23 protein-coding genes and 1 pseudogene are annotated in these 23,548 nt (G+C 74.3%); 13 read left to right on the plus strand and 11 right to left on the minus strand.

The genetic code is table 11. The features are described 5' to 3' along the window. Positions 1-84: 84 nt before the first annotated feature. The 4 genes from AB0B58_RS01130 to AB0B58_RS01145 all read right to left on the minus strand — a co-directional run bounded on the left by AB0B58_RS01130 (position 85) and on the right by AB0B58_RS01145 (position 3,751). Entirely contained in the window at positions 85-1,296 is a 1,212-nt protein-coding gene (locus AB0B58_RS01130) for an APC family permease (protein WP_360215402.1), read from the minus strand. Continuing rightward, positions 1,293-1,535: an alpha/beta fold hydrolase gene (locus AB0B58_RS01135; protein ID WP_360215405.1), complete on the minus strand. Its 243-nt coding sequence runs from the start codon at positions 1,533-1,535 to the stop codon at positions 1,293-1,295. The genes AB0B58_RS01130 and AB0B58_RS01135 overlap by 4 nt, the downstream gene beginning before the upstream one ends. Further along, positions 1,535-2,530 (minus strand): cation diffusion facilitator family transporter, encoded by a 996-nt coding sequence (locus tag AB0B58_RS01140; RefSeq protein ID WP_360215408.1) that lies wholly within the window; start codon positions 2,528-2,530, stop codon positions 1,535-1,537. The genes AB0B58_RS01135 and AB0B58_RS01140 overlap by 1 nt, the downstream gene beginning before the upstream one ends. Positions 2,531-2,599: 69 nt before the next feature. Then, positions 2,600-3,751 (minus strand): molybdopterin molybdotransferase MoeA, encoded by a 1,152-nt coding sequence (locus tag AB0B58_RS01145; protein ID WP_360215411.1) that lies wholly within the window; start codon positions 3,749-3,751, stop codon positions 2,600-2,602. A 212-nt stretch (positions 3,752-3,963) separates the two neighbouring features. Here AB0B58_RS01145 and AB0B58_RS01150 point away from each other — a divergent pair, with 212 nt between their 5' ends. Next, entirely contained in the window at positions 3,964-4,455 is a 492-nt protein-coding gene (locus AB0B58_RS01150; protein ID WP_360215414.1) for a hypothetical protein, read from the plus strand. A 23-nt stretch (positions 4,456-4,478) separates the two neighbouring features. On the opposite strand, the gene AB0B58_RS01155 is transcribed toward AB0B58_RS01150, so the two are convergent. Further along, the gene (locus tag AB0B58_RS01155; RefSeq protein ID WP_360215417.1) at positions 4,479-5,816 is read right to left on the minus strand and encodes a UDP-glucose/GDP-mannose dehydrogenase family protein; all 1,338 of its coding nucleotides are present in this window, start codon (positions 5,814-5,816) and stop codon (positions 4,479-4,481) included. 460 nt (positions 5,817-6,276) lie between these two features. Here AB0B58_RS01155 and AB0B58_RS01160 point away from each other — a divergent pair, with 460 nt between their 5' ends. Next, positions 6,277-7,098, plus strand: coding sequence for a hypothetical protein (locus tag AB0B58_RS01160; protein ID WP_360215420.1), 822 nt, complete (start codon positions 6,277-6,279; stop codon positions 7,096-7,098). Positions 7,099-7,153: 55 nt separating this feature from the next. On the opposite strand, the gene AB0B58_RS01165 is transcribed toward AB0B58_RS01160, so the two are convergent. After that, positions 7,154-7,285, minus strand: coding sequence for a hypothetical protein (locus AB0B58_RS01165; RefSeq protein ID WP_360215423.1), 132 nt, complete (start codon positions 7,283-7,285; stop codon positions 7,154-7,156). A gap of 146 nt (positions 7,286-7,431) precedes the next feature. Here AB0B58_RS01165 and AB0B58_RS01170 point away from each other — a divergent pair, with 146 nt between their 5' ends. Then, complete coding sequence (locus tag AB0B58_RS01170) at positions 7,432-8,388, plus strand: helix-turn-helix domain-containing protein (RefSeq protein ID WP_360215426.1); 957 nt, start codon at positions 7,432-7,434, stop codon at positions 8,386-8,388. 1 nt (position 8,389) lies between these two features. Here the strand turns inward: AB0B58_RS01170 and AB0B58_RS01175 are convergent, their stop codons facing one another. Next, positions 8,390-9,211 (minus strand): metallophosphoesterase, encoded by an 822-nt coding sequence (locus AB0B58_RS01175; protein ID WP_360215429.1) that lies wholly within the window; start codon positions 9,209-9,211, stop codon positions 8,390-8,392. A 105-nt stretch (positions 9,212-9,316) separates the two neighbouring features. Between AB0B58_RS01175 and AB0B58_RS01180 the strand changes: the two genes are divergently transcribed. From AB0B58_RS01180 to AB0B58_RS01195, 4 genes are all read left to right on the plus strand, one after another. Then, positions 9,317-9,625, plus strand: a complete 309-nt coding sequence (locus tag AB0B58_RS01180) for a hypothetical protein (protein WP_360215432.1) — start codon at positions 9,317-9,319, stop codon at positions 9,623-9,625. Between the two features lie 137 nt (positions 9,626-9,762). Next, positions 9,763-10,380: a sigma-70 family RNA polymerase sigma factor gene (locus AB0B58_RS01185; protein ID WP_360215435.1), complete on the plus strand. Its 618-nt coding sequence runs from the start codon at positions 9,763-9,765 to the stop codon at positions 10,378-10,380. Further along, the gene (locus AB0B58_RS01190; RefSeq protein WP_360215438.1) at positions 10,380-12,479 is read left to right on the plus strand and encodes a GGDEF domain-containing protein; all 2,100 of its coding nucleotides are present in this window, start codon (positions 10,380-10,382) and stop codon (positions 12,477-12,479) included. The genes AB0B58_RS01185 and AB0B58_RS01190 overlap by 1 nt, the downstream gene beginning before the upstream one ends. Positions 12,480-12,508: 29 nt before the next feature. Next, positions 12,509-13,300, plus strand: a complete 792-nt coding sequence (locus AB0B58_RS01195) for an SAM-dependent methyltransferase (protein ID WP_360215441.1) — start codon at positions 12,509-12,511, stop codon at positions 13,298-13,300. Position 13,301: 1 nt separating this feature from the next. Here the strand turns inward: AB0B58_RS01195 and AB0B58_RS01200 are convergent, their stop codons facing one another. Further along, the gene (locus AB0B58_RS01200; RefSeq protein ID WP_360215444.1) at positions 13,302-14,354 is read right to left on the minus strand and encodes an LLM class flavin-dependent oxidoreductase; all 1,053 of its coding nucleotides are present in this window, start codon (positions 14,352-14,354) and stop codon (positions 13,302-13,304) included. 143 nt (positions 14,355-14,497) lie between these two features. On the opposite strand from AB0B58_RS01200, the gene AB0B58_RS01205 reads away from it, so the two are divergent. The 3 genes from AB0B58_RS01205 to AB0B58_RS01215 are packed head-to-tail and all read left to right on the plus strand — an operon-like array spanning position 14,498 to position 17,143. Then, a complete protein-coding gene (locus AB0B58_RS01205) occupies positions 14,498-15,244 on the plus strand; it encodes a hypothetical protein (protein WP_360215447.1) in 747 nt (248 codons plus the stop codon). A gap of 12 nt (positions 15,245-15,256) precedes the next feature. Beyond that, positions 15,257-16,522: a primary-amine oxidase gene (locus AB0B58_RS01210; protein WP_360215450.1), complete on the plus strand. Its 1,266-nt coding sequence runs from the start codon at positions 15,257-15,259 to the stop codon at positions 16,520-16,522. A gap of 18 nt (positions 16,523-16,540) precedes the next feature. Beyond that, positions 16,541-17,143, plus strand: coding sequence for a DUF305 domain-containing protein (locus tag AB0B58_RS01215; RefSeq protein WP_360215453.1), 603 nt, complete (start codon positions 16,541-16,543; stop codon positions 17,141-17,143). On the opposite strand, the gene AB0B58_RS01220 is transcribed toward AB0B58_RS01215, so the two are convergent. After that, positions 17,124-19,358 (minus strand): EAL domain-containing protein, encoded by a 2,235-nt coding sequence (locus tag AB0B58_RS01220; RefSeq protein ID WP_360215456.1) that lies wholly within the window; start codon positions 19,356-19,358, stop codon positions 17,124-17,126. The genes AB0B58_RS01215 and AB0B58_RS01220 overlap by 20 nt on opposite strands. A 128-nt stretch (positions 19,359-19,486) precedes the next feature. Next, positions 19,487-20,302 carry a SemiSWEET transporter gene (locus tag AB0B58_RS01225; RefSeq protein WP_360215459.1) on the minus strand — a complete coding sequence of 272 codons (816 nt, stop codon included), beginning with the start codon at positions 20,300-20,302 and terminating at the stop codon, positions 19,487-19,489. Positions 20,303-20,597: 295 nt separating this feature from the next. Between AB0B58_RS01225 and AB0B58_RS01230 the strand changes: the two genes are divergently transcribed. Then, complete coding sequence (locus tag AB0B58_RS01230; RefSeq protein ID WP_360215462.1) at positions 20,598-20,741, plus strand: hypothetical protein; 144 nt, start codon at positions 20,598-20,600, stop codon at positions 20,739-20,741. 147 nt (positions 20,742-20,888) lie between these two features. Beyond that, entirely contained in the window at positions 20,889-21,101 is a 213-nt protein-coding gene (locus tag AB0B58_RS01235; RefSeq protein ID WP_360216215.1) for a flagellar biosynthetic protein FliQ, read from the plus strand. 46 nt (positions 21,102-21,147) lie between these two features. On the opposite strand, the pseudogene AB0B58_RS01240 reads toward AB0B58_RS01235, so the two are convergent. After that, positions 21,148-21,984: pseudogene (locus AB0B58_RS01240) on the minus strand (DMT family transporter); the annotation flags it as partial. Positions 21,985-22,034: 50 nt separating this feature from the next. On the opposite strand from AB0B58_RS01240, the gene AB0B58_RS01245 reads away from it, so the two are divergent. Beyond that, positions 22,035-23,468, plus strand: coding sequence for a PLP-dependent aminotransferase family protein (locus AB0B58_RS01245; RefSeq protein ID WP_360215465.1), 1,434 nt, complete (start codon positions 22,035-22,037; stop codon positions 23,466-23,468). The last annotated feature ends 80 nt before the right edge of the window (positions 23,469-23,548 follow it).

The following is a 23,548-nucleotide window of genomic DNA, read 5'->3' on the forward strand; positions in this document are numbered from 1 at the left end:
AGACGCAGCGTGTCAGTCCGACGGTGCTCCCCGCGGCGACCGCGGAAAAGGGGCCTTCCACATGGCAGGAACGCGGGCGCCCGCTCAGCGCCGGTTCCGGCGGATCCGCCACACCACCGCGCCGACCGCGAAGACCGCCAGCCCGGCCGCCACCGACGGCAGCGGCAGGGCCGCCGCCAGCAACACGCAGCCCGCCAGGCCGACGACCGGTACGGCACGCCAGGGCGCGCCCTCGTCGCGGCGCAGCGTCAGCGCGCAGGCGTTCGCGATCGCGTAGTAGACGAGCACGCCGAACGACGAGAACCCGATCGCGCCGCGCAGATCCACCGTCAGCACCAGCAGCGCCACGGTGAGGCCGACGGCCGCCTCCGCGCGGTGCGGCACCCCGGCCCGTTCGCTCACCGCGTCCAGCGCGGCGGGCAGGTGGCGGTCGCGGGCCATCGCGAACGTCGTCCGGGAGACGCCCAGGATCAGCGCGAGCAGCGAGCCCAGCGCCGCGGCCGCCGCGCCCGCCCGGACCACCGGACCCAGCCACCCGGGCCCCACCTCGGCGAGCGGGGCCGTCGCGGCGGCGAGCCCGGCCGGGCCGAGCGTCCCGAGCAGGACCAGGGCGACGGCGGCGTACAGGACCAGGGTGATGGTCAGCGCGACCGGGATGGCCCGGGGGATCGTCCGGGCCGGGTCGCGGACCTCCGCGCCGAGCGTGGCGATCCGCGCATAACCGGCGAACGCGAAGAAGAGCAGCCCGGCGCCCTGCAGCACGTCCCACGGCGCGACGTCGGGGCCGCCGCCCATCCGGTGCAGCCCGCCCGCCGCGCCGGCGACCACCACGGCGAGCAGCACGGCGACGACCGCGGCGACGAGGATCCGGGCGGCCAGCATGGACCGCTGTACCCCCAGCAGGTTGAGGGCGGTCAGCGCGGCCACCGCGGCGAAGGCCGGCAGGCGCTCGTGCCCCGGCGCGACGTACGCGCCGAAGGTCAGCGCCATCGCCGCGCACGACGCCGTCTTGCCGACCACGAAACCCCAGCCCGCGAGGAAGCCCCACGGCTCGCCGAGGCGCTCCCGGCCGTACACATAGGTGCCGCCGGAGGCCGGGTACACGGCCGCGAGCCGGGCGGAGGAGACCGCGTTGCAGTAGGCGACCAGGGCGGCCAGCGCGAGCGCGAGCGGCAGCCAGGCGCCGGCGGCGGCGGTCGCCGGGCCGAAGGCGGCGAAGACGCCCGCGCCGATCATCGCGCTCAGGCCGACCACCACCGCGTCCGTCGTGCCCAGGCGGCGGGCCAGTTCGGTCACGGTGCCGGCCGCCGCGCGGCGATCGCCGCGTTGGTCTGCGCCGGGGCCTGGAGCATCACCTCGTGGCCGGCGTCGATCGTGGCCTCCGAGAGGTCGGCGCAGGCGGCCCGCGCGGGCGCCGGCGCCGTGCCGTAGCCGCGCAGGTCCGGTGCCACGCAGCGCCGGTCCGCCGCCGTGAAGTGCTCGACCTGTGCGCGCCAGACCAGGCCCAGCTCGGGCCGGCCGGGCACGAAGATCATCAGTGGCGTGTCGATGAGGGCAGTGAACCACGGCCGGACGCCGCCGTGGGTGCGGGGTGCGGCCCGTGCGCGTGCTCCGGGTCGGGGTGGATGAGCGCGCTGGTCAGCCTGGGCACGGCGTGGCCGAGCCGGTGCTCGGCGTCGACCGCGATGGCGTGCGCCGCCGCCAGCGACAGCTCCGCGCCCACCGTGATCTCGGTTTCCGCGTGCAGGCGGTGGCCGATCCAGCGCAGCCGGACCGAGCGCACCCCGAGCACGCCCGGCGTCGCACGCAGGCAGGTCTCCGCGCGGTCCACCAGGGACGGATCGACCGCGTCCATGAGCCGGCGGTAGATCTCCCGGGCCGCGTCCTTGAGCACCAGCACGATCGCCAGCGTGATCAACAGGCCCACGACCGGGTCCGCCCAGCGCCAGCCCAGCGCCGCCCCGCCGGCACCGAGCAGGACGGCCAGCGAGGTGAATCCGTCCGCGCGGGCGTGCTGGCCGTCCGCGACCAGCGCCGCCGACCCGATCCGCCGGCCGACCAGAATCCGGTACCGCGCGACGATCTCGTTGCCCGCGAAGCCGAGCAGGCCGGCCGCCGCCACATACGGGATGTGGGTCATCTCCTGCGGCTCCAGCAGCCGCCGCACGGCCTCGTAGCCCGCGAAGGCCGCGGACGCCGCGATCGTCGCGACGATCGCGACGCCGGCGAGGTCCTCGGCCCGGCCGAAGCCGTAGGTGTACCGCCGGGTCGCCGCGCGCGTCCCGAGCAGGAACGCGACGCCGAGCGGCACCGCGGTGAGCGCGTCCGCGGCGTTGTGCAGCGTGTCGCCGAGCAGCGCGACCGAGCCGGAGACGACCACCACGACGGCCTGCGCCGCGGCGGTCGCGCCGAGCACGACCAGCGAGACCCACAGTGCGCGCAGGCCGGCGCGCGACGACTCCAGTTCGGCGTCGACCCGGCCGGCCGGGTCGTGGGAGTGCGGGGTGAGGGCGTGCCGAAGGCCGGTCATAGCGGCAGAATAGGCGCGCCGGTAGGCGTGCGACAACGCTGCAAACGCCTCTGACCTGCAACAACAAGGTCAGGTCAACTGCATCAGATCGGCGGGAGCGCCGCTGGACCAGCCCTCCTCGAGCACCGCGAGGGCGTCGGCGAGCGCGGCGCCGGCCAGGCTCGCCGGGCGGCCGCCGGGCACGACCGTGGCGTGGTCGCCCGCGAGGCGTACGGGCACGAGCAGCGTCGCCGGCGGCGTGACGGTCACGTCACCCACGACGCTCAGCCGCGGCGCCGGCGGCCGGGCGGCGCCGGTCAGGCCGTACAGCAGCGGCTGGAGCAGGGTCACGCAGGCCACCAGCCCGGCGTACGGGTTGCCCGGCAGGCCGACGACCCACCGCCCGCCCGGCAGCGCCGCCAGCGACTGCGGGCGGCCCGGCCGGCACGCCACCTGATCCACCAGGCGCCGCGCGCCGACCGTGTCGAGGACCCGGTGCAGGTGGTCCGCGGCCCCGGCCGACGACGAGCCCGTCACCACGACCACGTCGACGTCCGTGGCGGCCAGGCAGCGGGCGAGCAGCCCGGCATCGTCGCGCAGCAGCACGCGGTCGGCGACCACGCCGCCGGCCGCGGTGATCAGCGCCGACACCATCGGGGCGAACACGTCACGGACCTGCCCGGCGCCCGGCACCCCGGCCGCCACCACCTCGTCGCCGGTGACCACCAGCCGGACCGCCGGCCGCCGGTGCACCGGCACGTCGTCGGCGCCGGCCTGGGCTAGCAGGCCCGCCACCGCCGGGGTCACGACCCGCCCGGGGCGCAGCAGTTCGTCGCCCGCCCGCGCGTCCTCGCCGGCGCGGCGGATGTGCGCCTTCGTCCAGCCCGTGGCGCCGGTCAGGTCGGCCGTCTCGTACGGCAGCACCGCGACGGCACCGGGCGGCACCACGGCGCCGGTCATGATCTCGACCGCCTGGCCCGGCCCGAGCACCCCGGCCCACGGGGGCCCGCCGGCCAGTACCCGGCCGACGACCCGCCAGGGCCCGGCGCCGGCCACCGCGTACCCGTCCATGGCGGAGGCGTCGGCGCCCGGGAGGTCGGCGCCGGCGCGCACCGGTTCCGCCAGGACCCGGCCGGCGGCCGCGCCGAGCGGTACGCGCTCGGCCGGCAGGGCGGTGGCCGCCGCGCCGGCGATCTTCAGGGCGGTGCGCCACGGTACGGGGCTGCTGTCGACGGATCGCATCGCTGTCAGTGTCACACCCGCACTGCACCGCGACACGGTCACATCCGCGTACCGGAACTGCTTCCGGGCGGCGACGAGAACCTCACCGTGGCGCCGCAGCCGATGTGAGCGTCCCCGAGACACGCCGGCCTCATCCGTTCGCGTGACCACATGGTTGATCGCGGTCACGCGTGCCTAGGGTCGAGCCTGACAGCGAGGAGAGGTGTGCAGCCGTGTGCGACGCGTACCCGCGGACCGGAGCGGATGTCGTCCGGGAGGTGCTGGCCGCGCTGGCCCCCGGCGAGCTGCCGTTCGTGGAGTCGGTGCTGGAGGCGTACCGGATCGATCCGTGGACCCTCGACGGGCGCCGGGCGGGCGTACCGGCCGACCAGGTCGCCGCCTGGTCGGCCTTCGTGCTCGGTTTCGTGGCCGAGACGGTGGTCGAGCTCGCACCCGCCGAGGAGCCGGACGACTCCGGCCGCGGCCGGCTGAAGCTGATGCTGACCCGCTGGCGCCGGTCGCGCACCGACGCGCTCGCGAACGTGCCGGACACGCCGGTGCCCGCCTTCGAGGCGGAGCAGCTGCGCCTGGCATGGGCGTCGGCGATGGACGCGGCGACCTGCCGCGGCTACCCGCCGAGGGACCGGGAGGCCTTCGCCGCGGCGGTGGTGGCGGCCCTGGCCGCCGGGCATCCGCCCCGGCAGCGGCACCCGGCCGGTGACTGAGCCGGCCGGCCCCTTCTTGACCGTTATCGGTCAGGGCGGCCGAGGGCCCGGTACTCCCAGCCCGCCGCGCGCCAGGCCTGCGAGTTCAGCGCGTGCCGGCCGTCGAAGATCCGCCGGGCGCCGACGACCGCGGCCATCGCCTCGGGGGCGATCTCGCGGAACTCGGTCCACTCCGTCAGCAGCACGACCACGTCGGCGTCGCGGGCCACGTCCAGCGCGCCGGTGCCGTAGCTGAGCTCGGGATGCGCCCGGCGGGCGTTGCCCATCGCGGCCGGGTCGAAGACGTGCACCCGCGCGCCCATGCCGGCGAGAGCGCTCGCCACCTCGAGGGCGGGCGCGTCGCGGATGTCGTCGGAGTCGGGCTTGAACGACGCGCCCAGCGCCGCGACCTTCTTGCCGGCCACGCTTCCGTCGCACAGCTCGACCACCAGTTCGACGGTCCGCGTGCGGCGCCGCCGGTTGATGCCGTCGATCTCGCGCAGGAAGCCGACCGCCTGGCCGACGCCCAGCTCCTCGGCCCGGTGCGCGAACGCCCGGATGTCCTTGGGCAGGCAGCCGCCGCCGAAGCCGAGGCCGGGGCGCAGGAACCTGCCGCCGATCCGTTCGTCGTACGCCAGGGCCTCGGCCAGGTCCCGCACGTCGGCGCCGGTGGCCTCGCAGACCTCGGCCATCGCGTTGATGTAGGAGATCTTGGTGGCCAGGAACGAGTTCGCGGCGACCTTGACCAGCTCGGCCGTCTGCAGATCGGTGACCTTGACCGGAACGCCCTGCGCGAGCACCGGCGCGAACGCGGCCCGCAGCCGCTCCTCGGACCAGGCCGAGGTGACCCCGAAGACCAGCCGGTCGGGCTTCATCGTGTCGTCGACGGCGAAGCCCTCGCGCAGGAACTCCGGGTTCCAGGCCAGCTCGACCCGGTCGCCGGCGGGTGCGGTGGCGCGGATCAGCTCGGCGAGGCGTGCGGCGGTGCCGACCGGCACGGTCGACTTGCCGACCACGAGGGCGCGGCGGTGCAGGTGCCGTGACAGCGCGGTGACCGACGCGTCGACGTGGGTCAGGTCGGCGGCACCGGAGTCGCCGCGCTGCGGCGTGCCGACGCAGATGAAGTGCACGTCGCCGAACTCGCCGGCCTCCCGGAACGAGGTGCTGAAGCGCAGCCGGCCGGTCTCGAGGGCCTTGGTGAGCAGCTCGGGCAGGCCGGGCTCGAAGAAGGGCACCTCGCCCGCGTTGAGCCGCGCGACCTTGTCCGCGTCGACGTCGACACCGAGCACGTCGAAGCCGAGCACGGCCATGCAGATGGCGTGGGTGGCGCCGAGGTAGCCGGTCCCGATGACCGTGAGGCGGGGACGCAGGGTGGTGCTCATCAGTTGAGATCCTCGGAAGTCAGCGATGGTGGCTGGACCAAGGACGCCGGTTTCGCCGCTGGCTTCCCGCCGGACATGGGCGACCAACTCGCCCGGCGGATCAACACCTCGCCCACGACCCGGTGCGAGCCGTACGGGGGGATACTGCCATCCCGGTATCGGCCGGACCTCACCTGACCAGTCACGTTTTTCGGCATGCGCGGACCGCCGCGCGGCCTGAGAGTCCCGCGGGCGCCGATGAAATGCCGGGTGGCCCGCCGACGATTCGCCGCCGCCCGTCGCGTGACCGGTCGGTCGCCGATCGGCCGGTAAACGTCGCCGGCCGCGCCGGCGGGAAATTGGCATAAGAAAGTCGAAGGAATTTTGAACCGGATGAATTCGGCGCAGATCTGAACCACCACGCCGGGCGGTCGCGTACTGGCTCTCGTACGACATTGACGTCCGACGACGAGGAGTGGTGATGAGACTGCGACAGCGACGACGCACCGGGGGCAGGAGCACCGGGGTCAACCGCAAGGCGATCGGCGGCGCAGTCATCGCTGGGGTGCTGGTGGTGGGCGGTGTCACGGGCCTGCAGTTCGCCTCGGCCGGAGAGCAGGCGCAGCCCGCGGAGATCGTCGTGGTCGACGGTCAGAACTTCGACATCGCCGGTTGCGAGAAATTGGAAATCAACGCCGGCGCGGTTATCTGCGACGGTGAGCCATTGGCTCCGGAACAGGAGCTCGGCGCGGCCGAGGCCGCCGCCGCATCTGCGCAGGCCCTCGAGGAATCGTGCGACCAGTTCGCGATCGACCAGGCCGCCGCCGCGCAGGAGGCGGCCGGTGCCGCCGAGGAGGCGGGCGCCGCCGAGGAGCAGGGTGCCGCCGCCGAGGAAGAGGCGGCCGCCGCCGCGGCGCACATGTCTAAGAGGGCCAAGAAGGCTGCGGCCAAGAAGTGGGCCAAGGCCATGGGCAAGGGCGCCAAGAAGGGCGCCGGTGCCGCCGAGGAGGCAGGTGCCGCTGAGGAGGCCGGTGCCGCCGAGGAAGGCGCCGCTCAGGAGGACCTGGACGCCGCGGTGATCGATGCCCGGGCGGCGCTGCTGGTCGCCTGCCTGGACCTGACCGGCAAGAAGGCCGCCGCCGCCGCGGCCGCGGGCGACGCGGGCGCCGGTGAAGAGGCCGGTGCCGGCGAGGAAGCGGGCGCCGACGAGCAGGCCGGCGCCGACGAGCAGGCCGGCGCGGAGGACGAGGCCGCCGAGGAGGCCGGTGCCGCCGAGGAGCAGGAGGCTCCCGCCAAGAAGTAGTCGCGCGGCGCCGGTTCCGCCCGCGGTTCACGCGGGCGGAACCGGCGCCTCGGCGTCAATGTCCGCCCCGGACGCGCATGCCGTCGACTGTGGGCTTCCAGTCGGCGCTGTCGCGGCTGTCGGCGGTCAGGCCGAGGCCCGAGGCGACGGCGATGGCGATGAAGAAGAGCAGTACGGCGATTCCCATGACGTCTCACACCCTTGATCCGGCGGGTTCTCTGCCGGTGCGCACCGGGTTGCTGTTACCAGCATGAACCGGCCGCGCGGCAGCGGACAGTGGCAGAGATGCCATACATCTTCAAAATCCTGCCAGTCTGTCGTAGGCTGGCGGACATGCTGAGGAGCGTCGCCGTGATCGTCCTGCCCGACGTGGCCGTCTTCGAGCTCGGCGTGCTCTGCGAGCTGTTCGGCTACGACCGCACCGCGGAGGGGCTGCCGGCGTACGAGTTCGCCGTGTGCAGCGTGGACGGCGCCGCCGTCCGTACCCATGTGGGCTTCTCGATCTCGCCCACACACGACCTGGGGCCGGCCGACGAGGCCGACCTGGTCGCCGTCGTGCCGAGCAACACCGAGCTGGAGCCGCCCGCCGCCGTCATCGACGTGCTGCGGCGCGCACACGCGCGGGGCGCGTGGGTGATGAGCGTCTGCACCGGCGCGTTCGCGCTCGGCGCGGCCGGCCTGCTCGACGACCGCCGCTGCACCACACACTGGCGGCACACCGACGCCCTCGCCGCCCGGTTCCCGGCCGCGAAGGTCGACCCGAACGTGCTCTACGTCGCGGACGGCAACGTCATCACCAGCGCGGGCACCTCCGCCGCCGTCGACTGCGGACTGCACCTGATCCGCGAGGAGCAGGGCTCCGCCGTGGCCACCCAGATCGCCCGCCGGATGGTCGTCCCGCCGCACCGCGACGGCGGGCAGGCCCAGTTCATCGAGCGGCCGGTGCCGCCGATCGAGTGCGAGACGCTGCAGCCGCTGCTGGCCCAGGTCCTGCAGAGCCTGGACCAGCCGCACACCGTGGACACCCTGGCCCTGCGGGCGCACATGGCGCCGCGCACCTTCGCCCGCAGGTTCCGGGCCGAGACCGGCGCCACCCCGCACGACTGGCTGACCGGCCAGCGCGTGCTGCTCGCCCGGCGCCTGCTCGAGGACTCGGACCTGGGCGTCGACGCGATCGCCGTGCGGGCCGGCTTCGGCAGCGCCGCCACCATGCGGCACCACTTCGGACACCGGCTGCACACGACCCCGCAGGCCTACCGGTCGGTGTTCCGCACCCGGATCGACGCCTAGCTCATCCGAGGATCCGCTTCGGCAGCGCGGGCGCAGCGGGCCGGCCGCGCCACTCGCGCGGATAGCCCAGCGAGACCTCCTCGAAGCGCACGCCGTCCTGCCAGGTGGTCCGGGGGATGTGCAGATGGCCGTAGACCGCGGCGGTGGCCCGGAAACGCAGGTGCCAGTCGGCGGTGCGCTCGGTGCCGCACCACTGCGCGAACTCCGGGTACCAGAGGACCTCGGTCGGGTGGCGGTGCAGCGGCCAGTGCGAGACCAGCACCGTGCGCAGCGCCGGATCGATCGCGGACAGCCGCCGCTCGGTCCGCTCGACGCGGTCCCAGCACCAGGACTCCCGGTCCGGGTACGGGTCGGGGTGCAGCAGCTGCTCGTCGGTGCAGACCACGCCGGTCCGGTACGCGTACGCCAGCGACTCCTCCTTGGTGGTGGTGCCGGGCGCCCGGAACGAGTAGTCGTACAGCAGGAACAGCGGCGCGACCGCCGCCGGGCCGCCCTCGCCGCGCCAGACGGCGTACTCGTCCTCGGGGGTGAGCACGTCGATCTCCCGGCACATCTCGACCAGCCGGTCGTAGCGCCGCACCCCCCGCAGCTGGACGGGATCGTCGCCGTGCGTCCACAGCTCGTGGTTGCCCGGCGCCCAGATCACCTTCGCGAAGCGCTCGCGCAGCAGCCGCAGCGTGGCCTCGACGGAACCCAGGAGCTCGCCGACGTCACCGGCGACGATGAGCCAGTCGCCGGGCGAGGAGGGTTGCAGGTCGTCGACGATCCGGCGGTTCTCGGCGTATGAGACGTGCAGGTCGCTGACCGCATACAGAGTGGACATCGATCACGAGCATGCCAGGCCGCGTCCGGTGGTCTCGAGGCGCCACGCGGCCGCCGCGCCCGCCGGCCCGCTCGTTACTATCTGCCGGTCGAAAGGTGGGGAAAAGTGACGGAGGACCCGACGCGGTCGTTGCGGTGGTTCGGTGGGTTCGCCGTGCTCGTCTTCGGCATCGTGCCGGCGGTGATGCTCAGCCTGCTCGTCGCGCAGGGCAGGACGCCCGGCTCTGTCGGGGTCCTGCTCATCTTCGGCATCCCGCTCGTGCTGCTCGGCCTCTTCATCGCCGTGCTCGGCATGCGGGGCGGCCCCGACCCGGAGCTGACCAGCCGCCGGATGCACCTGTCGATGGCGCTGGTCGCCGGCGCGGACGTGCTGATGCTCGGCGGAAACGCGATCATCCGGATGATGGCGGAATGACCGCTGCGGCGCCCGACCGGCGCCGGCCCGGCGCCGGGCCGGCGTCAGGCCGAAAAGAATCTTGTTCGCCGCTGTCACGCCGAAGGGCTCCCCGAGACCTAACTTAGGTGGGAGTTCAACGGCGAACGGAGACACCGGTGGTCGACGCGGACGACGTTGACAGCATGACCGCGCCCGCGCCGCCCCCGGCGGTCATCGCGAACCCGCCTCCCGCCGAGCAGATCGAGGAGTTCTTCCGGCGCTACTGGGAGGGCCTCGTGCGCAGCCTGCTGCGCGAGGGCGCCAACCGCTGGGAGGCGCAGGACGCCGTCGCCGAGGCGATCCGTGAGGCGCTGCGCCGCTGGTCGGAGCTGACCCACCCGGTCGCCTGGGTGCGCACCGCGGCGCGGTCGCACTGGCTCAAGTCCCGGCGCGGCGCCGGGCACGGCGACGCCGAGGTGCTGGTCGCCGACGTCGCCGAGCTCGGCGAGGCGCAGGCCGACCCCGACCTGGTGGCCTACGAGCTGGCGGAGTGGTTCGCCGGGGTGCTCGCCCAGCTGCCGCCCGCCCGGCGGGAGGCGCTCGAGTTGTCCGCTGAGGGGCTGACCCCGGCGGAGATCGCCGGACTGGTCGGCAAGACGCCGGAGGCCGTCCGCACGGCGCTCAAGCTCGGCCGCAGGCAGGCGGTGGCGATGTGGAAACAGGCACCCGAGCAGCGCCAGCCCGAGCAGCGTCAGCACACGCCGGCATCCGATCCCGAGGCGGGCAGGCACTGATGGCCCAGTCCGAACCGCAACCCGGGCCACCCGAAGATCCGTCCGACCGCGACGACTCCACCCTGACCCACGCCATGATGATCGCCGCGCTCAACCAGATTCTCTGGGAGTGCGGCTACGAACCGGTCGCCGAGGACAAGGTGGAGCCGCCCGCGTGGCCCGCCGGCACCGGCGCGGCGGACCGGCTCATCGAGGACGCCCGGCAGCGCGCCGACGGGATCGTCGCCGCCGCGCTCGAGACCGCGGTGCAGTACACCGACGCGGCCCTCGACCAGGCGGCCCAGATGGTGATCAGCACCCGCCGTACGCTCTCGGCCGGCGCGGCCGCGCCGGTCGAGCTCGCCCCGATGCCCGCCGCCGCACCCGGCGGCACCACCGTCGGCGCCGCCTGGTTCGCGGCCGCGAAGGCGGCCGGCGTCTACCTGCCGATCGCGGACCAGGTCGCGGTGCAGACCCTCGACCTGTTCGCGGGCTGCCTCTACGACGCGGCCCACGCCAGCCCACCCGACCTCGAGGCCGCCTACCGGGTGGGCGTGGAGGTGGTCGCCCTCGGCATCAGCCGCCACGAGGCCCTGCCCGCGACGATGGGCGTCGTCCTCGACCACGTCGGCGACGGCGAGGTCATCCGCCGCCCGGCCCGGCAGGTCGCCGGGGCCTTCGCCGCCGGGTTCGCCGCCGCGCTGCAGGCCCGCACGCTGGCGCAGCAGGAGTCGCTGCACCGGGCCGCCCAGCGCGCCGCCCGCGAGTTCCAGCTCGCGCTGCAGGACAGCGAGGCCCGCTATCGCCGGCTCGCCTACTACGACCCGGTCACCGGCCTGGCCAACAAGACCCGCCTGGTGCAGCGGCTGCGGCAGGCCGCCAACGGCGCCGACCCGGCCCGGCACGTCGGGCTCTGCCTCGTCGACGTCGGCGGCCATCCGGCCGTCTGCGAGCAGTTCGGCGCCGACGCGGGCGACCACGTCCTCACCGAGGTGGCCCGGCGGCTGCGGCAGGTCGCCCGGCATCCCGACTACCTGCTCGCCCGGCACGGTGCCCGCACGTTCGTGGTGCTGGTGCAGGACAGCGCCGGCCTCGCGCACCTCGCCGAGCTCGCGGAGCGCATCACGGCCGGGCTGACCGAGCCGGCCTCGCTGCCCGGCACCGGCCTGACCGCGGCGCTGCACGCCGCCGTCGGCGTCGTGGACGTGCCGACCGGCGGCCTCGACATCGCCCGCGTCCTGGTGGACGCGGAGATCGCCCTGCGGCAGGCGCGGACCGGCACCACCGGCTGGGCCAGCTACGACCCGCAGCCGGCGCTCCCCGGCCGGGCGCGGGCCGCGAACAGCGTCTCCGGCCTGGTGACCGGGCCGCCGTCGTACCAGCCGATCGTCAAGGTCGGCTCCGGCCGGGTCGTCGGCCTGCACACCAGGATGGCCTGGCGGCACCCGCACCTCGGCACCCTCGACCTGAGAAGGATCGGGCAGCTCACCGGGGACCGCGACACCATCACCCGGCTCGCCGGGAGCCTGCTGCGGCAGGCCTGCCGACAGGCGATGAACTGGGACGGCGGCAAGAAGGGCCCGTTCATCGGCCTCGACCTGCCGGTGCACCAGATCGGCTATCCCGACATCGTCGAGCTGGTCCGCGAGGGGCTCACCGGCAGCGGCCTGCCGGCGAAACGGCTGCACCTGCACCTGTCCGGGCTGGACGCGGTGCCCGCCGGAACACACAGCCACACCGTGCTGGCCGCGCTCGCCGCGCTGGGCGTGCGGCTCGTCCTGGACGATTTCGGTACCGGCTGCAGCAGCCTCGCCTACCTGCGGGAGCTGCCGGTGCACGGCCTGCGCACCCCGGCATCGCTGCTGCGGGCGTCGCCGGGCGGCCCCGACGTCGACCGCGAGCTGCTCACCGGCATGGCCCGGGTGGCGCACGCGCTCGGGCTGACCCTGACCGTGCACGGCGTGGACGACGAGCGCAGCGCTGCCGCGCTGTCCGGCACCGGCTGCGACGGCGCGCAGGGCCTGCGCTTCGGCCCGCCGAGCACGCCGCACCAGGTGCCGGCGCTGCTGCGGCCGGCGCCCGTGCTGGTGGCCGTCCCGGACCGGCTGGTGGCATCGTGACCAACCACAGTGGAGTAGGGTTCCCCGGCATGGGGAACGCGGACGCCGACTACGCCGGCCGGCCCAGCAGCGCCCGGATCTACGACGCCCTGCTCGGCGGCAACCACAACTTTGAGGTGGACCGCGAGGCCGCCAAGCGGCTGCTGTCGATGATCCCGGCCGCGGGCGACATGGCCCGGGCCAACCGCGCGTTCCTCAACCGGGCCGTGCGGTTCCTGCTCGACGCGGGGGTGCGCCAGTTCCTCGACATCGGCAGCGGCATCCCGACGGTCGGCAACGTGCACGAGATCGCCCAGAGCCGGGTGCCCGGCGCCCGGGTGGTCTACGTCGACATCGACCCGGTCGCGGTCGCGCACTCCGGCGAGATCCTCCGCGACAACCCCTTCGCCACGGCCGTGCAGGCCGACATGCGTTTCCCGCAGGCGATCCTCGGGCACGCGGACGTGCGCAAGCTGATCGACCTGGACCAGCCGGTCGGGCTGCTGCTGGTGTCGATGCTGCACTTCGTGCCGGACGACGACGCGTTCACGGCCGTCGACCGGCTGCGGGAGGCGCTGCCGGCCGGGTCGTACATCGTGGTCTCGCACGGCGTCTCCGATACCGCCGCCGACGCTGCGGGCCAGGGCGTGGCGGAGCTCTACCAGCGCACGGACGTGTCGACCGCGACGGGTCGCCGCCGGGACCAGATCATGCGCTTCTTCGGCGACGCGGAGCTGGTGCCACCCGGCCTGGTCTGGGTGAACGAGTGGCCGGACGGCCCGCAGGGCGACGTCGAACCCGGCGACATGGCCGTGGTGGCCGCCATCGGCCGCACGGCGTAGGTCAGTCGCCGGGCTCCAGCAGGTCGGCCTCGAGCAGCTCGCGGACCCGGGGGATCACCTCGGTGCCGTACAGGTGGATCGCCGTCATCATCGCCTCGTGCGGCAGCGTGCCCGCCGAGTACTTGAGGTCGAAGCGCTGCGCGTCCAGCACGCCGAGCGTGCGTGCGATCTTGCGGGCCACCGTCTCCGGCGAGCCGACGTGCCAGGCGCCCTGCGCGATGTCGGCCTCGAAGCCCTCGCGGGTCAGCGGCGGCCAGCCGCGCTCCGCGCCGATCCGGGTGATCAGCGCCCGCGCGTGCGGCCACAGCGTCTCGACCGCCTCGGAGTCGGTGGCGGCGACGAAGCCCGGCGCGTGCACCGCGATCGGCAGCTGTTCGCGCTCGTACTGGTCCAGCGCCCGGTGGTAAAGCTCGACGTAGGGCGCGAAGCGGGCCGGGTCGCCGCCGATGACGGCCAGCACCAGCGGGAAGCCGTGGCGGGCCGCGCGGACCACCGACTCCGGGCTGCCGCCGACGCCGATCCAGGCGGGGATGCGGCCGGACTCCGTCTTCGGATATACCTGCTGCGCCGTCAGCGGCGCCCGGACGGTGCCGTGCCAGGTCACCGCGTCCTCGGTGAGCAACTCCGCCATCAGGCCGGCCTTCTCCGCGAAGAGCCGGTCGTAGTCGGCGAGGTCGTAGCCGAACAGCGGGAACGACTCGGTGAAGGAGCCGCGGCCCAGGGTGAGCTCGGCCCGGCCCTGCGAGACCGCGTCGAGGGTGGCGAAGCGCTCGAAGACGCGGACCGGGTCGTCGGAGCTGAGGACCGTCACCGCGGTGCCGAGCCGGATCCGCCGGGTGCGGCTCGCGATCGCGGCGAGCACGATCTCCGGCGCCGACACCGCGTAGTCGTCGCGATGGTGCTCGCCGACTCCGAAGACGTCGACCCCGACCTCGTCGGCGAGCACGGCCTGCTCGACGACGTTGCGGATGACCTGCGCGTACGGCAACGGCGCGCCGTCCGGTCCGGCGGTGACGTCGCCGAAGGTGTCCAGTCCGAATTCCACGGGCAGCATGCCGTTGATCATGCCCCAGGGGCCGGGGTCTGAGTGGCTGCCCCTTTCGGGTGGCCTCTTGTCTCGGCGTGAATCCGGACATTCAATGGTAAGTGTCGGCAATCGGGCAGTAAGGGCGGGCCTCGCTGCAAGGGGGTGGAGTCGTGGCGAAGAGATCGGCGACGGTGCGGAGACTGTCGTGGGTGCTGGGCATCCCGGCGGCCACGGCACTGGCCGCGTTCGGCGTGGCCGCCTGGCAGGCGAACGCGGCGACGCCGTCGCCCGGCCCGTCGCCGCGGGTGGCCGCCGAGCCGGCCGGGGTCTCCGACCCGGGCCCGTCACCCGAGCCCCTCGTGGGTACGGGCAACGACCCGCTCACCACCCACGAACTCGCCAGGGCGCGCGCGGCCGCGCTGACGCCGAGACTGAAGGCCGAGGCGCGGGACGTGACCGGCGCGGCCGGCCCCGAATACCTGTGGGCCGAGGTCGTGACCGACGGCGCGGGACGCCACGCCGAGGTCTACTACTACGACTACCGGGCCGACAAGCTCGTCAAACAGGTCGTCGACCTCGCCACCGGCAAGGTGACCGGTTCGTACGCGGCCGCCGGGATGCAGCCGCCACCGGCGCGCCGAGAGGTCGGCGCCGCGCTCGGCCTCCTACTCGCCGGACCGTTCGCCGCCGACCTGCGCGACGGCTACGCCAGGGCGACCGGCCGCGCGTTCGCGGGCAGGGACGACATCGTCGTCACCGCACACGTCTACGACCCCCGGCCAGCCGACACCGGCGCCCGCAGGTGCGGCGCGCATCGCTGCCTGCAACTGGTCGTGCAGGCCGTGGGCGGCCCGTTCATCGACCTAAGCCACCTCATCGTCGACCTTTCCGGGCGCCGGGTCGCCCGGCTGAAGTAGCGAGGACCCGGCATGGGAAGCACCAGAGCCATGGGCGAGGCCGCGGCGGCCGTCCTGATCCTGTCCGCCGGCCTCACCGCCACGGCGGTGAGGCCGGCGGTCGCCCAGGCCCCGGCGCGGTGCGCGGCCGCCAACACGGTCAGGGAGACGCTGCCGAACGGCACCACCTGGCAGCTCTGCTGGCGCATCCACGCCAGGAGTGGGCTGGTCCTGGAGGACGTGCGGATCTCCTCCCGGCGGTACCCGGAGTCGGTGCGGGTCCTCAGATCCGTGACCCTGGCCCAGCTCAACGTGCCGTACGACTCCGGCGAGACCGAGTACAACGACATCACCGACTACGGCTTCGGCGGCGAGTACCTGCAGACCCTGGCCGGCGACGACTGCAGGGGCGGCTCCGCCCGGGTCGGCTCCGACGGCGACGCCGTGCCACGGCGCCGCAAGGTGCTCTGCGTGAGCGCGGAGGCGTCCGGCCCGGCCTACCGCCTGCGCAACGACGGAGCGCCGACGAAGCCGTACGCCAGGCAGGGCCACGACCTGGTGCTGCGCACGGTGAGCAAGGTCAGCACGTACGAGTACATCGCCGAGTACCGGCTGCACGACGACGGGGAGATCTCGGCGCGCCTCGGCGCGACCGGAGACCTGTCGCCGGTGGACGTCGGCTCCGCCGACAACGGCTGGCCGGTCGGCAAGGGCGCCCGCGGCTTCGCGACCAGCCACTACCACAGTGCCTTCTGGCGGGTCGACTTCGACCTCGCCGGCCGCGGCGGCGAGCAGGTCGAGCAGTACGACACCAGGGTGGCGGGCCGGGGCAGCACGGCCGCGCGGCTCAGGACCAGCCGCCGGGTCATCGCCCGGGAGGGCAGCTTCTCGAAGGCCAACCGCCGCTGGTGGCGGGTCGTGAGCCGGACCGCGAGGAACGCCGACGGGCACGCCCGCTCGTACGAACTCGTCACCGCCGCGAGCGACGTCTACGAGGCACACCCGGAGACCACGCCGGACGTGACCTTCACCCAGCACCACGGCTGCGAGAAGTACGCGACCGACAACACCGACCCGCAGTGCGCCGCCGGCCGCAGCATCCTGGACTACGCGCGGAACGCCGAGATCATGACCAACCCGGTGATGTGGGTCCGGGTGGGCTTCCACCACGTGCCGCGCGACGAGGACCAGAGCCCGATGCCGTTGCACTGGCAGGGTTTCGACCTCGTACCCCGGGACTTCACCGAGGTCAACCGTCTCGCCCCGGAAGCCCGCGCCGGATTCAACGGCCGGAACTGATCAGACCCGAGGAGGACCGTGTCCGTACCCGGATCGGCCCTGACCCTGGTCGTCGTCCTGGCGGCCGCGGCGGGCTGCGGCACCGGGGAACCCCGTGCCGCCGCCGTCCCGGTCGCCGCGACCGCGCCGGCACCGCGCGGTGTCGACGTGCTGTTCGCCCGGATGATGGTCGTGCACCACGCGCAGGCGGTCCGGCTGAGCCGGATCCTGCTCGCGAAGCCCGGCGTGCCCGAGCGCGTCCACCGCATCGCCGGCTTCATCGCACACGACCAGCAGCGCGAGATCGACGAGATCGGCGCCTGGCTGGTCGCGTGGGGGCACCCGGCCGCCGACCCGGCGGACCCGCTCCTGCGGCGGATGCACGGCGACGACGCCGCCGCGCACGGCATGCTGACCGAGACCCAGGTGCGCCAGGTCGAGTCCGCGGCGCCCGCGAGGGCGGCGGAACTGTTCCTGCGGCAGATGATCGCGCACCACACCGGCGCGATCACCATGGCCCGCTCGGTGCTCGAGAACGGCGGGAACCGCTACATCCACAACCTGGCGGCCCACATCGTCAACGAGCAGACGGCGGAGAACGACGCCATGCGGGCGCTCCTGGTCAGGCCGCCTCGACGCTGACCCGGCGGGTCGAGGTGAGCAGGTCGTGGAAGTCGTCGGCGGCCAGCGGCCGGCTGAAGAAGTACCCCTGGATGGCCGGGCAGTCGGCGGCCCGCAGCGACTCCCAGTCCGCCAGGTCCTCGACGCCCTCGGCGACCACCGACATGTTCAGCGAGCGGGCCAGCCAGAGCACGGCGGAGATGATCGATGCCTTGCGCGTGTCGTGCGCCAGGCCGGCGACGAAGGAGCGGTCCAGCTTGACGATGTCCGCGGGCACGGACTGCAGCCAGGTCAGCGAGCTGTACCCGGTGCCGAAGTCGTCCAGGGCGATGCGTACGCCCAGCGTCTTGATGGCGTGCAGCCGGTCCCGCAGGTCGACGGAGTTCGACAGCAGCGCGGTCTCGGTGATCTCCAGGACCAGCCGGGACGGGTCGTCCAGGCCGCTCGCGGCCAGCAGCCGGGCGAGCATCGGTACGAAATCCGGCTCGGACAGCTGGCGCGGGCTGACGTTGACCGACACGTAGCCGAGGTCGTGCCGCCACCGGTAGAGGTGGCGCAGCGCCGACGCGAGCACGTGCTCGCCGAGCGGCACCACGAGCCCGGTCTCCTCGGCGGTCGCGATGAAGTGGCCCGGCGCGAGCAGCTCGCCCCCGGTGGTCCACATCCGGACCAGGGCCTCGGCGCCGACGATGAGGCCGGTGGCGGGGGAGACGATGGGCTGGAACCAGACCGGCAGCGTCGCCATGCGGTCGCCGTCCAGCGCCTGGCGCAGCCGCGACTCCGCGGTGATGCGCTGCTGGACCGCCACCCGCATCTCGTCGTTGAAGATCTCCAGGCGGTTGCCGCCGGCGCGCTTGGCCGCGTACATGGCGGTGTCGGCGGCCAGCACGGCCTGCTCGGCCTGCTCCGGGCGGTGTGCCACGGCGAGGCCGATGCTCACCGCGAGCTGCAGCCTCCCGGCCGCCACCTGCAGCGGCTCGGCCAGCGACGCCAGCACCGCCCGGCCGATGTCGAGGCCGGTCTCCAGGCTTCCGGGGTGCGCGACCACGAACTCGTCGCCGCCCAGCCGGGCGATCACTGATCCGCGCGGCACGGTCAGCTCCAGCCGCTCGGCGAGCGCTCGCAGCACGTTGTCGCCGGTGGAGTGGCCGGACCCGTCGTTGATCGCCTTGAACCGGTCGACGTCGAGGTAGAGCACGGACACCGGGCCGTCGCTCGCGCCGAGGACCTCGACCAGGTCGACCTCGAACGCCGACCGCGACAGCAGCCCGGTGAGCGAGTCCTGTCGCACCTGGCGGCGCAGCGCGGCCTCGTGCTCCTGCTGCCGGGTGACGTCGAGGCAGTGCACGAAGACCGACTGCACCCGGCCCGTGCGGTCGCGCAGGCCGTTGCTGTGGGTCTCGACCCAGATCAGCGAGCCGTCGTCGTGGCGCCGGTACGCCTGGGTGACCATTGTGGTGGCACCGGGTGCGCTCATCAGCTCCCGCATGAGCGCGCCGCGCTCGTGGCCCTCCGGCGTGACCGGAAGGTCGCCGAGGGCGTAGCCCGGCGGAAGCCGCTCGGGCAGGCCGAGCCAGTTCCGGAACGCCGTGTTGACGCGCAGCAGCCGACCGTCGGGCGCGACCATCGCCATCGGCACCGGGGTCTCGTCGAAGGCCACGCTCAGCTGGGCCTGGCTCGCGGCGAGGCTGTCCTGCGCCCGCCGCTCCTCGGCCTCGGTCAGCCGCCACGCCACCACCTGGAACGCCGCCGCCGCCAGCACGGCGACGCCGTGCAGCAGCGCCCAGACCCACGGGTGCGCCATCGCGCTGTGGTGGTCGTAGGTCCGGTCGCTGATCAGGGCGCCGAAGACGGCGTGGTGCAGGGTGGTGCCGACCAGGAACACGCAGAAGGGCGTCCAGTCGCGGTACAGCGACAGCGCGGCGATGGCGATGAAGAAGGAGAAGTGCGACTCGGTCAGCCCGCCGGACATGGCGACGAAGCCGGCGCACGCCACGGTCAGGCCGGTGGCGACGAAGATCGAGGGCAGCCGGCGGGGGCGCAGCAGCACCGCACCCACCACGCACGGCAGGATCAGGGAGACGGTCAGCAGCCAGGCCGAGTCGAGCCCGTTCACCGCGTAGCCGAAGGCGGTCAGGGCGATCACGACCACCGCGAGCAGGAGCGTCAGCAGCCGATGGCGACGCGCCCAGTCCTCGTCGCGCAGGCCGCCACCGGCCGGAAGCCAACCGCGCATAGTCGAACTCCCGTCTCCTCGGCCGTTAGTCGCCAGAATCGGCGCAGCGGGTCCCGGCCTGAGCGAATGGGCGGTTGCCACCTGGTTGTCGCAGGGCCGGGTCGGCCGGGGAGGCCGGACCGCGGTCCTCAGGCCGGCACGAGAACGCCGTACCGCAGCGGCACGGGCCGGGCGTAGCCCACGAACGCGGCGGCCGGATGGGCGATGCGGTGACCGGCCGGGAGCGGCCGGGGTACACGGGCGGTGGCGCGGGCGGCCACGTACGCCGGCCGGATCACCGGGGCGACGCCACGCGCGGCGGCCGGGCGCGGGGCCGGGGTGCGGCCGGCGGTCATCAGGATCCAGCACACGATCAGCGCGGCGGTCAGGCCGACGGACGAGGACAGCCAGACCGCGGTCTGGCCGGTCGTCAGGCCGTACGCGCACCAGCTGGCGCACGCGGCGGCCGTGAGCCGCCAGCGCAGCGGCGACAGGCCCGCCAGATCCTGGGTGCGGTCGCGCAGCAGCGACAGCGGCTGCGGCACCGCCGAGAGCGTCGCGGCGACCGCGAGGACCGCGCCGAGGAACGTCGAGACCCGCGCGGTGTCGAAGTCCGCCGCCGCGGCGAACGCCGCGCTGCCGGCCGCGGCGGCGAGCACGCCGGCCGCACCCGCCGCGCCGGTCAGCAGCTTGCGCCCGGTACGCAGCTCGCCCTGCTTGACCAGCAACATCACCAGGATCGACAGTCCGGCGAGGCCGGTCACCGTGTTCGTGACCACCTGGACGGTCTCGCCGGTCAGCAGCCCGTAGGTGACCCAGCCGACCGGCATCGCCGCGCCCTGCCAGCAGGCGACGGCGCAGAGGCCGTTCGTGCGTCCCTTGGCGACCGAGCGCCACACCTGGGGCCAGGGGAGGGTCATGGACAGGGCGGCGCCGAGCCAGCCGAGAACGACAGTGGAGTGCATGATCCGTTTCCGGTAGAGGGTCTGGGAACGGCCGGCAGCGGACGGCCACGTACCCTCATCGCCCTGGACACGGGCGGCCTGACAAGATCCATCCGTGAGAGGCGACACTGGAGGAAGCCACCGTTTTGCACCCAAGTTCGCCGGGAAGGAGCCGACATGGCGGCGCATCCGCTGATCGACCTGCACCGGCACCTGGAGGGTGCGATCCGGTCCAGCACGTTCCTGGACGTGGCGGCCCGGGACGGCCACCCGCTCGCCTCGGCGGAGCGTCCGCGGGACCTGCTGGTCGCCGGCGGTGCCGGTCACCCTCAACACCGACAACCCGCGGGTCAGCGACGTGACGCTGTCGCAGGAGCACGCCCTGGCCCGGTACGCCGCCGGGCTCTCGCCCGAGCTGGAGTCGCTCGCCCGGCGGTCCGCGGCCGCGGCGTTCCGCTGACCTGAGGTTTTCGCCTGGCCGAACCGAACGGCAACCGTGGCGCGCCCGTTGTGCACTCCGGGGTGGTGGTGGGGACCCGAAGGGGTTGGTATGACCGACACGATGATCGTTGAGCTCGGCCTGCAGGCGATGACGGTTGCGGCGAAGATGTGTGCGCCGGTGTTGGTGACCGCGTTGCTTATCGGTTTTGCGATCTCGTTGTTCCAGTCGGTGACGCAGATTCAGGAGGCGACGCTGTCGTTCGTGCCGAAGGCGGTGGGTGTCGGTGCGGCGATTCTGTTGTCGGGTAACTGGATGTTGCATGAGATGGTGACGTACACGACGCAGCTGTTCGAGCGGATCCCGACGCTGCTCTCCTGAGCGGTGCCGCCGGGGCCGGGCGGGTGCGCAGGCCGATCACCAGCCCCGCCGACACCACCGCGATGCCCGCCCAGACCGGCGGCCGCGGCGCGGGGCCGCCCAGCGCGACCCCGGCCAGCGCCGCCGCGATCGGGGCGATCCCGGTCAGCAGGCCCGCGCGGCCCGCGCCGATCCGGGAGACACACGCGTACCAGAGCACGAACGCCACCGCCGTCACCGCGACCGCGAGATAGGCGCCGGCCAGCAGGTCCGTCCGGGTCAGCCGGGTCATCGCGGCCGGCCCCTCGTGCAGCGGACCGAGCACCGCCAGCATCGCCACCGCCAGCCAGGTCGTGTGCACGGACACCCCGACCGGGCCGTGCCGTCCCAGGACCGGCACGGCGAGCAGCGTGAACGCGGCCTCGCACCCGAACGCCACCGCCGCCCACGCCACTCCGGCCCCGTCCGTGCGGCCCAGGCCCTGCACCAGCGCCGCGCCGACGGTCACCACGAGCGCGCCGGCCAGTACCGGCCCGCGCGGGCCGTGGCCCGCACTCACCGGTCCGGCCGCCGCCAGCAGCAGCGGCACGCAGGCGACCGCCACGCCGAGGACGGCCGGCTCGGCGTGCTTCGCGCCCTGCACCAGCGCCAGGTTGAAGACGACCAGCCCGGTCGCGGCGATGCCGGTCAGCCACAGCCATTCGGCGCCGCGGGGCCGCACGAGCCGGGACCGGCTGAGCCGGGCGAAGGCGATCAGCAGCAGGCAGGCGACGGCGTATCGCGCCGCCTGGGTGGTGAACAGGGGCGCGTCGGCGAGGACGCCGGAGACGGCGACGCTGCCGCCGACGCAGGCCATGCCGGCGGAGCCGGCGGCCACGGGAAGTAATCGGGACACGCAGACCATGCTCCGGGGCGTTATGGTCCCTCCAGAAGAACCAATCCAGGGGCGGGGAGGTGGACCAAGTCGACTTCCTGGAGCTTTATGCCGGCGCCGCGCCGGCCACCGGCGTCACCACCTGGCTGGTGGACGTGCTGCGGGCCGCGATCGCCGGCGGCAGCCTCCCGGCCGGGGCACGGCTGCCCGCCACCCGCGTGCTCGCCGCCGAGCTCGGCCTCTCCCGCGGCGTCGTCGTCGAGGCCTACCAGCGGCTCACCGACGAGGGGCTGCTCAGCGGGCGGGCCGGCGCCGGCACCGTCGTGATCGCGCCCGCGAGCGCGCCCGCCCCGAAGGAGAGCCGCCCCCGGGACACCTCGGGCATGTGGCTGCCGCTGCCGCCCTCGGCCGGGGTCGAGCTGGACCTCTCCCCGGGCGTGCCGGACCTGTCGGCCTTCCCCCGCGCCGCCTGGCTGCGTGCCGAGCGGATCGTGCTCGCGGGCGCGAGCAACGCCGACCTCGGCTACGGCGACCCGCGCGGCAGTCCCCGGCTGCGCGGGGAACTCGCCGGCTGGCTCGCCCGCACCCGCGGGGTGCGGGCGTCCGCCGACGACCTCATCGTCACCGGCGGGGTGGCGCAGGCCCTGGCGCTGCTGTCGCAGTCGCTGCGGGCGAGGGGCGTCTCCGCGGTCGCGGTCGAGGACCCCGGGTCGCGCGGCACCCGCGAGGAACTCGCGCACTGGGGGCTGCAAACCGTGCCGATCCCGGTCGACGACCAGGGGATACGCGTGGACGACCTCGACGCCGCCGGCCTGCAGACCGTGCTGCTCACCCCGGCGCACCAGTTCCCGACCGGCGTGGTGCTCAGCCCGGCCCGCCGCCGCGCGCTGCTGGACCGGCCCGCCCTGCAGGACGGATCCGGCCTGATCATCGAGGACGACTACGACGCCGAGCACCGCTACGACCGCGCCCCGGTCGCCGCGCTGCAGGGTTCGGGTCCCGAGCTCGTCGCGTACGCCGGCAGCGTCTCCAAGTCCCTGGCTCCGGGCATGCGCCTCGGCTGGCTGATCGCGCCCCGCCGCCTGCACGCCGAACTGGTCACCGCGAAACACGCCAGCGACCTCGGCAATCCCGCGCTGCCGCAGCTGGTCTTCGCGCACCTCCTCGCCGGCGGCGACTACGAGCGGCACCTGCGCACGGTCCGCCGCCGGCAGCGGGCCCGCCGCGACGCGCTGCTGCGCGGCCTGGCAGAGCACCTGCCGTCGGCGCGGGTGGAGGGCGTCGCCGCCGGGCTGCACCTGCTGATCACGTTGCCGGGGGCCGGCGACGACACGGAGCTCGCGCGGCGGATCGAGCGCACCGGCGTACGGGTGCACCCGCTGTCCTGGCACCGGCTGCTCGACGGGCCGCCGGGCCTGGTCATCGGCTACGCCGCGCTGCCGCCGGACCGCCTGCTCGAGGCGGCCCGCCGCATCGGCCGCGCCCTGGGCCGGCGGGAGCACCGCGCGCGATGACGGCCCCGCCGCCCGACCGGCCACACACGACAGGTCCGGGCGGGCGGCCGCCGCCGGCCCGGCCGCCCGACCGGCCACAC

The sequence above is a fragment of the Actinoplanes sp. NPDC049118 genome, assembly GCF_040648555.1.
Lineage (GTDB): Bacteria > Actinomycetota > Actinomycetes > Mycobacteriales > Micromonosporaceae > Actinoplanes.

Bases quoted from the DNA above. Each gene is read 5' to 3' on its own strand.
- AB0B58_RS01145 (WP_360215411.1), bottom strand. From the start codon at position 3,751: ATGCGATCCGTCGACAGCAGCCCCGTACCGTGGCGCACCGCCCTGAAG.
- AB0B58_RS01200 (WP_360215444.1), bottom strand. From the start codon at position 14,354: ATGCTGCCCGTGGAATTCGGACTGGACACCTTCGGCGACGTCACCGCC.
- AB0B58_RS01140 (WP_360215408.1), bottom strand. From the start codon at position 2,530: ATGACCGGCCTTCGGCACGCCCTCACCCCGCACTCCCACGACCCGGCC.
- AB0B58_RS01210 (WP_360215450.1), top strand. From the start codon at position 15,257: ATGGGAAGCACCAGAGCCATGGGCGAGGCCGCGGCGGCCGTCCTGATC.
- AB0B58_RS01170 (WP_360215426.1), top strand. From the start codon at position 7,432: ATGCTGAGGAGCGTCGCCGTGATCGTCCTGCCCGACGTGGCCGTCTTC.
- AB0B58_RS01175 (WP_360215429.1), bottom strand. From the start codon at position 9,211: ATGTCCACTCTGTATGCGGTCAGCGACCTGCACGTCTCATACGCCGAG.
- AB0B58_RS01155 (WP_360215417.1), bottom strand. From the start codon at position 5,816: ATGAGCACCACCCTGCGTCCCCGCCTCACGGTCATCGGGACCGGCTAC.
- AB0B58_RS01235 (WP_360216215.1), top strand. From the start codon at position 20,889: ATGTGTGCGCCGGTGTTGGTGACCGCGTTGCTTATCGGTTTTGCGATC.
- AB0B58_RS01135 (WP_360215405.1), bottom strand. From the start codon at position 1,535: ATGATCTTCGTGCCCGGCCGGCCCGAGCTGGGCCTGGTCTGGCGCGCA.
- AB0B58_RS01160 (WP_360215420.1), top strand. From the start codon at position 6,277: ATGAGACTGCGACAGCGACGACGCACCGGGGGCAGGAGCACCGGGGTC.
- AB0B58_RS01220 (WP_360215456.1), bottom strand. From the start codon at position 19,358: ATGCGCGGTTGGCTTCCGGCCGGTGGCGGCCTGCGCGACGAGGACTGG.
- AB0B58_RS01195 (WP_360215441.1), top strand. From the start codon at position 12,509: ATGGGGAACGCGGACGCCGACTACGCCGGCCGGCCCAGCAGCGCCCGG.
- AB0B58_RS01165 (WP_360215423.1), bottom strand. From the start codon at position 7,285: ATGGGAATCGCCGTACTGCTCTTCTTCATCGCCATCGCCGTCGCCTCG.
- AB0B58_RS01190 (WP_360215438.1), top strand. From the start codon at position 10,380: ATGGCCCAGTCCGAACCGCAACCCGGGCCACCCGAAGATCCGTCCGAC.
- AB0B58_RS01225 (WP_360215459.1), bottom strand. From the start codon at position 20,302: ATGCACTCCACTGTCGTTCTCGGCTGGCTCGGCGCCGCCCTGTCCATG.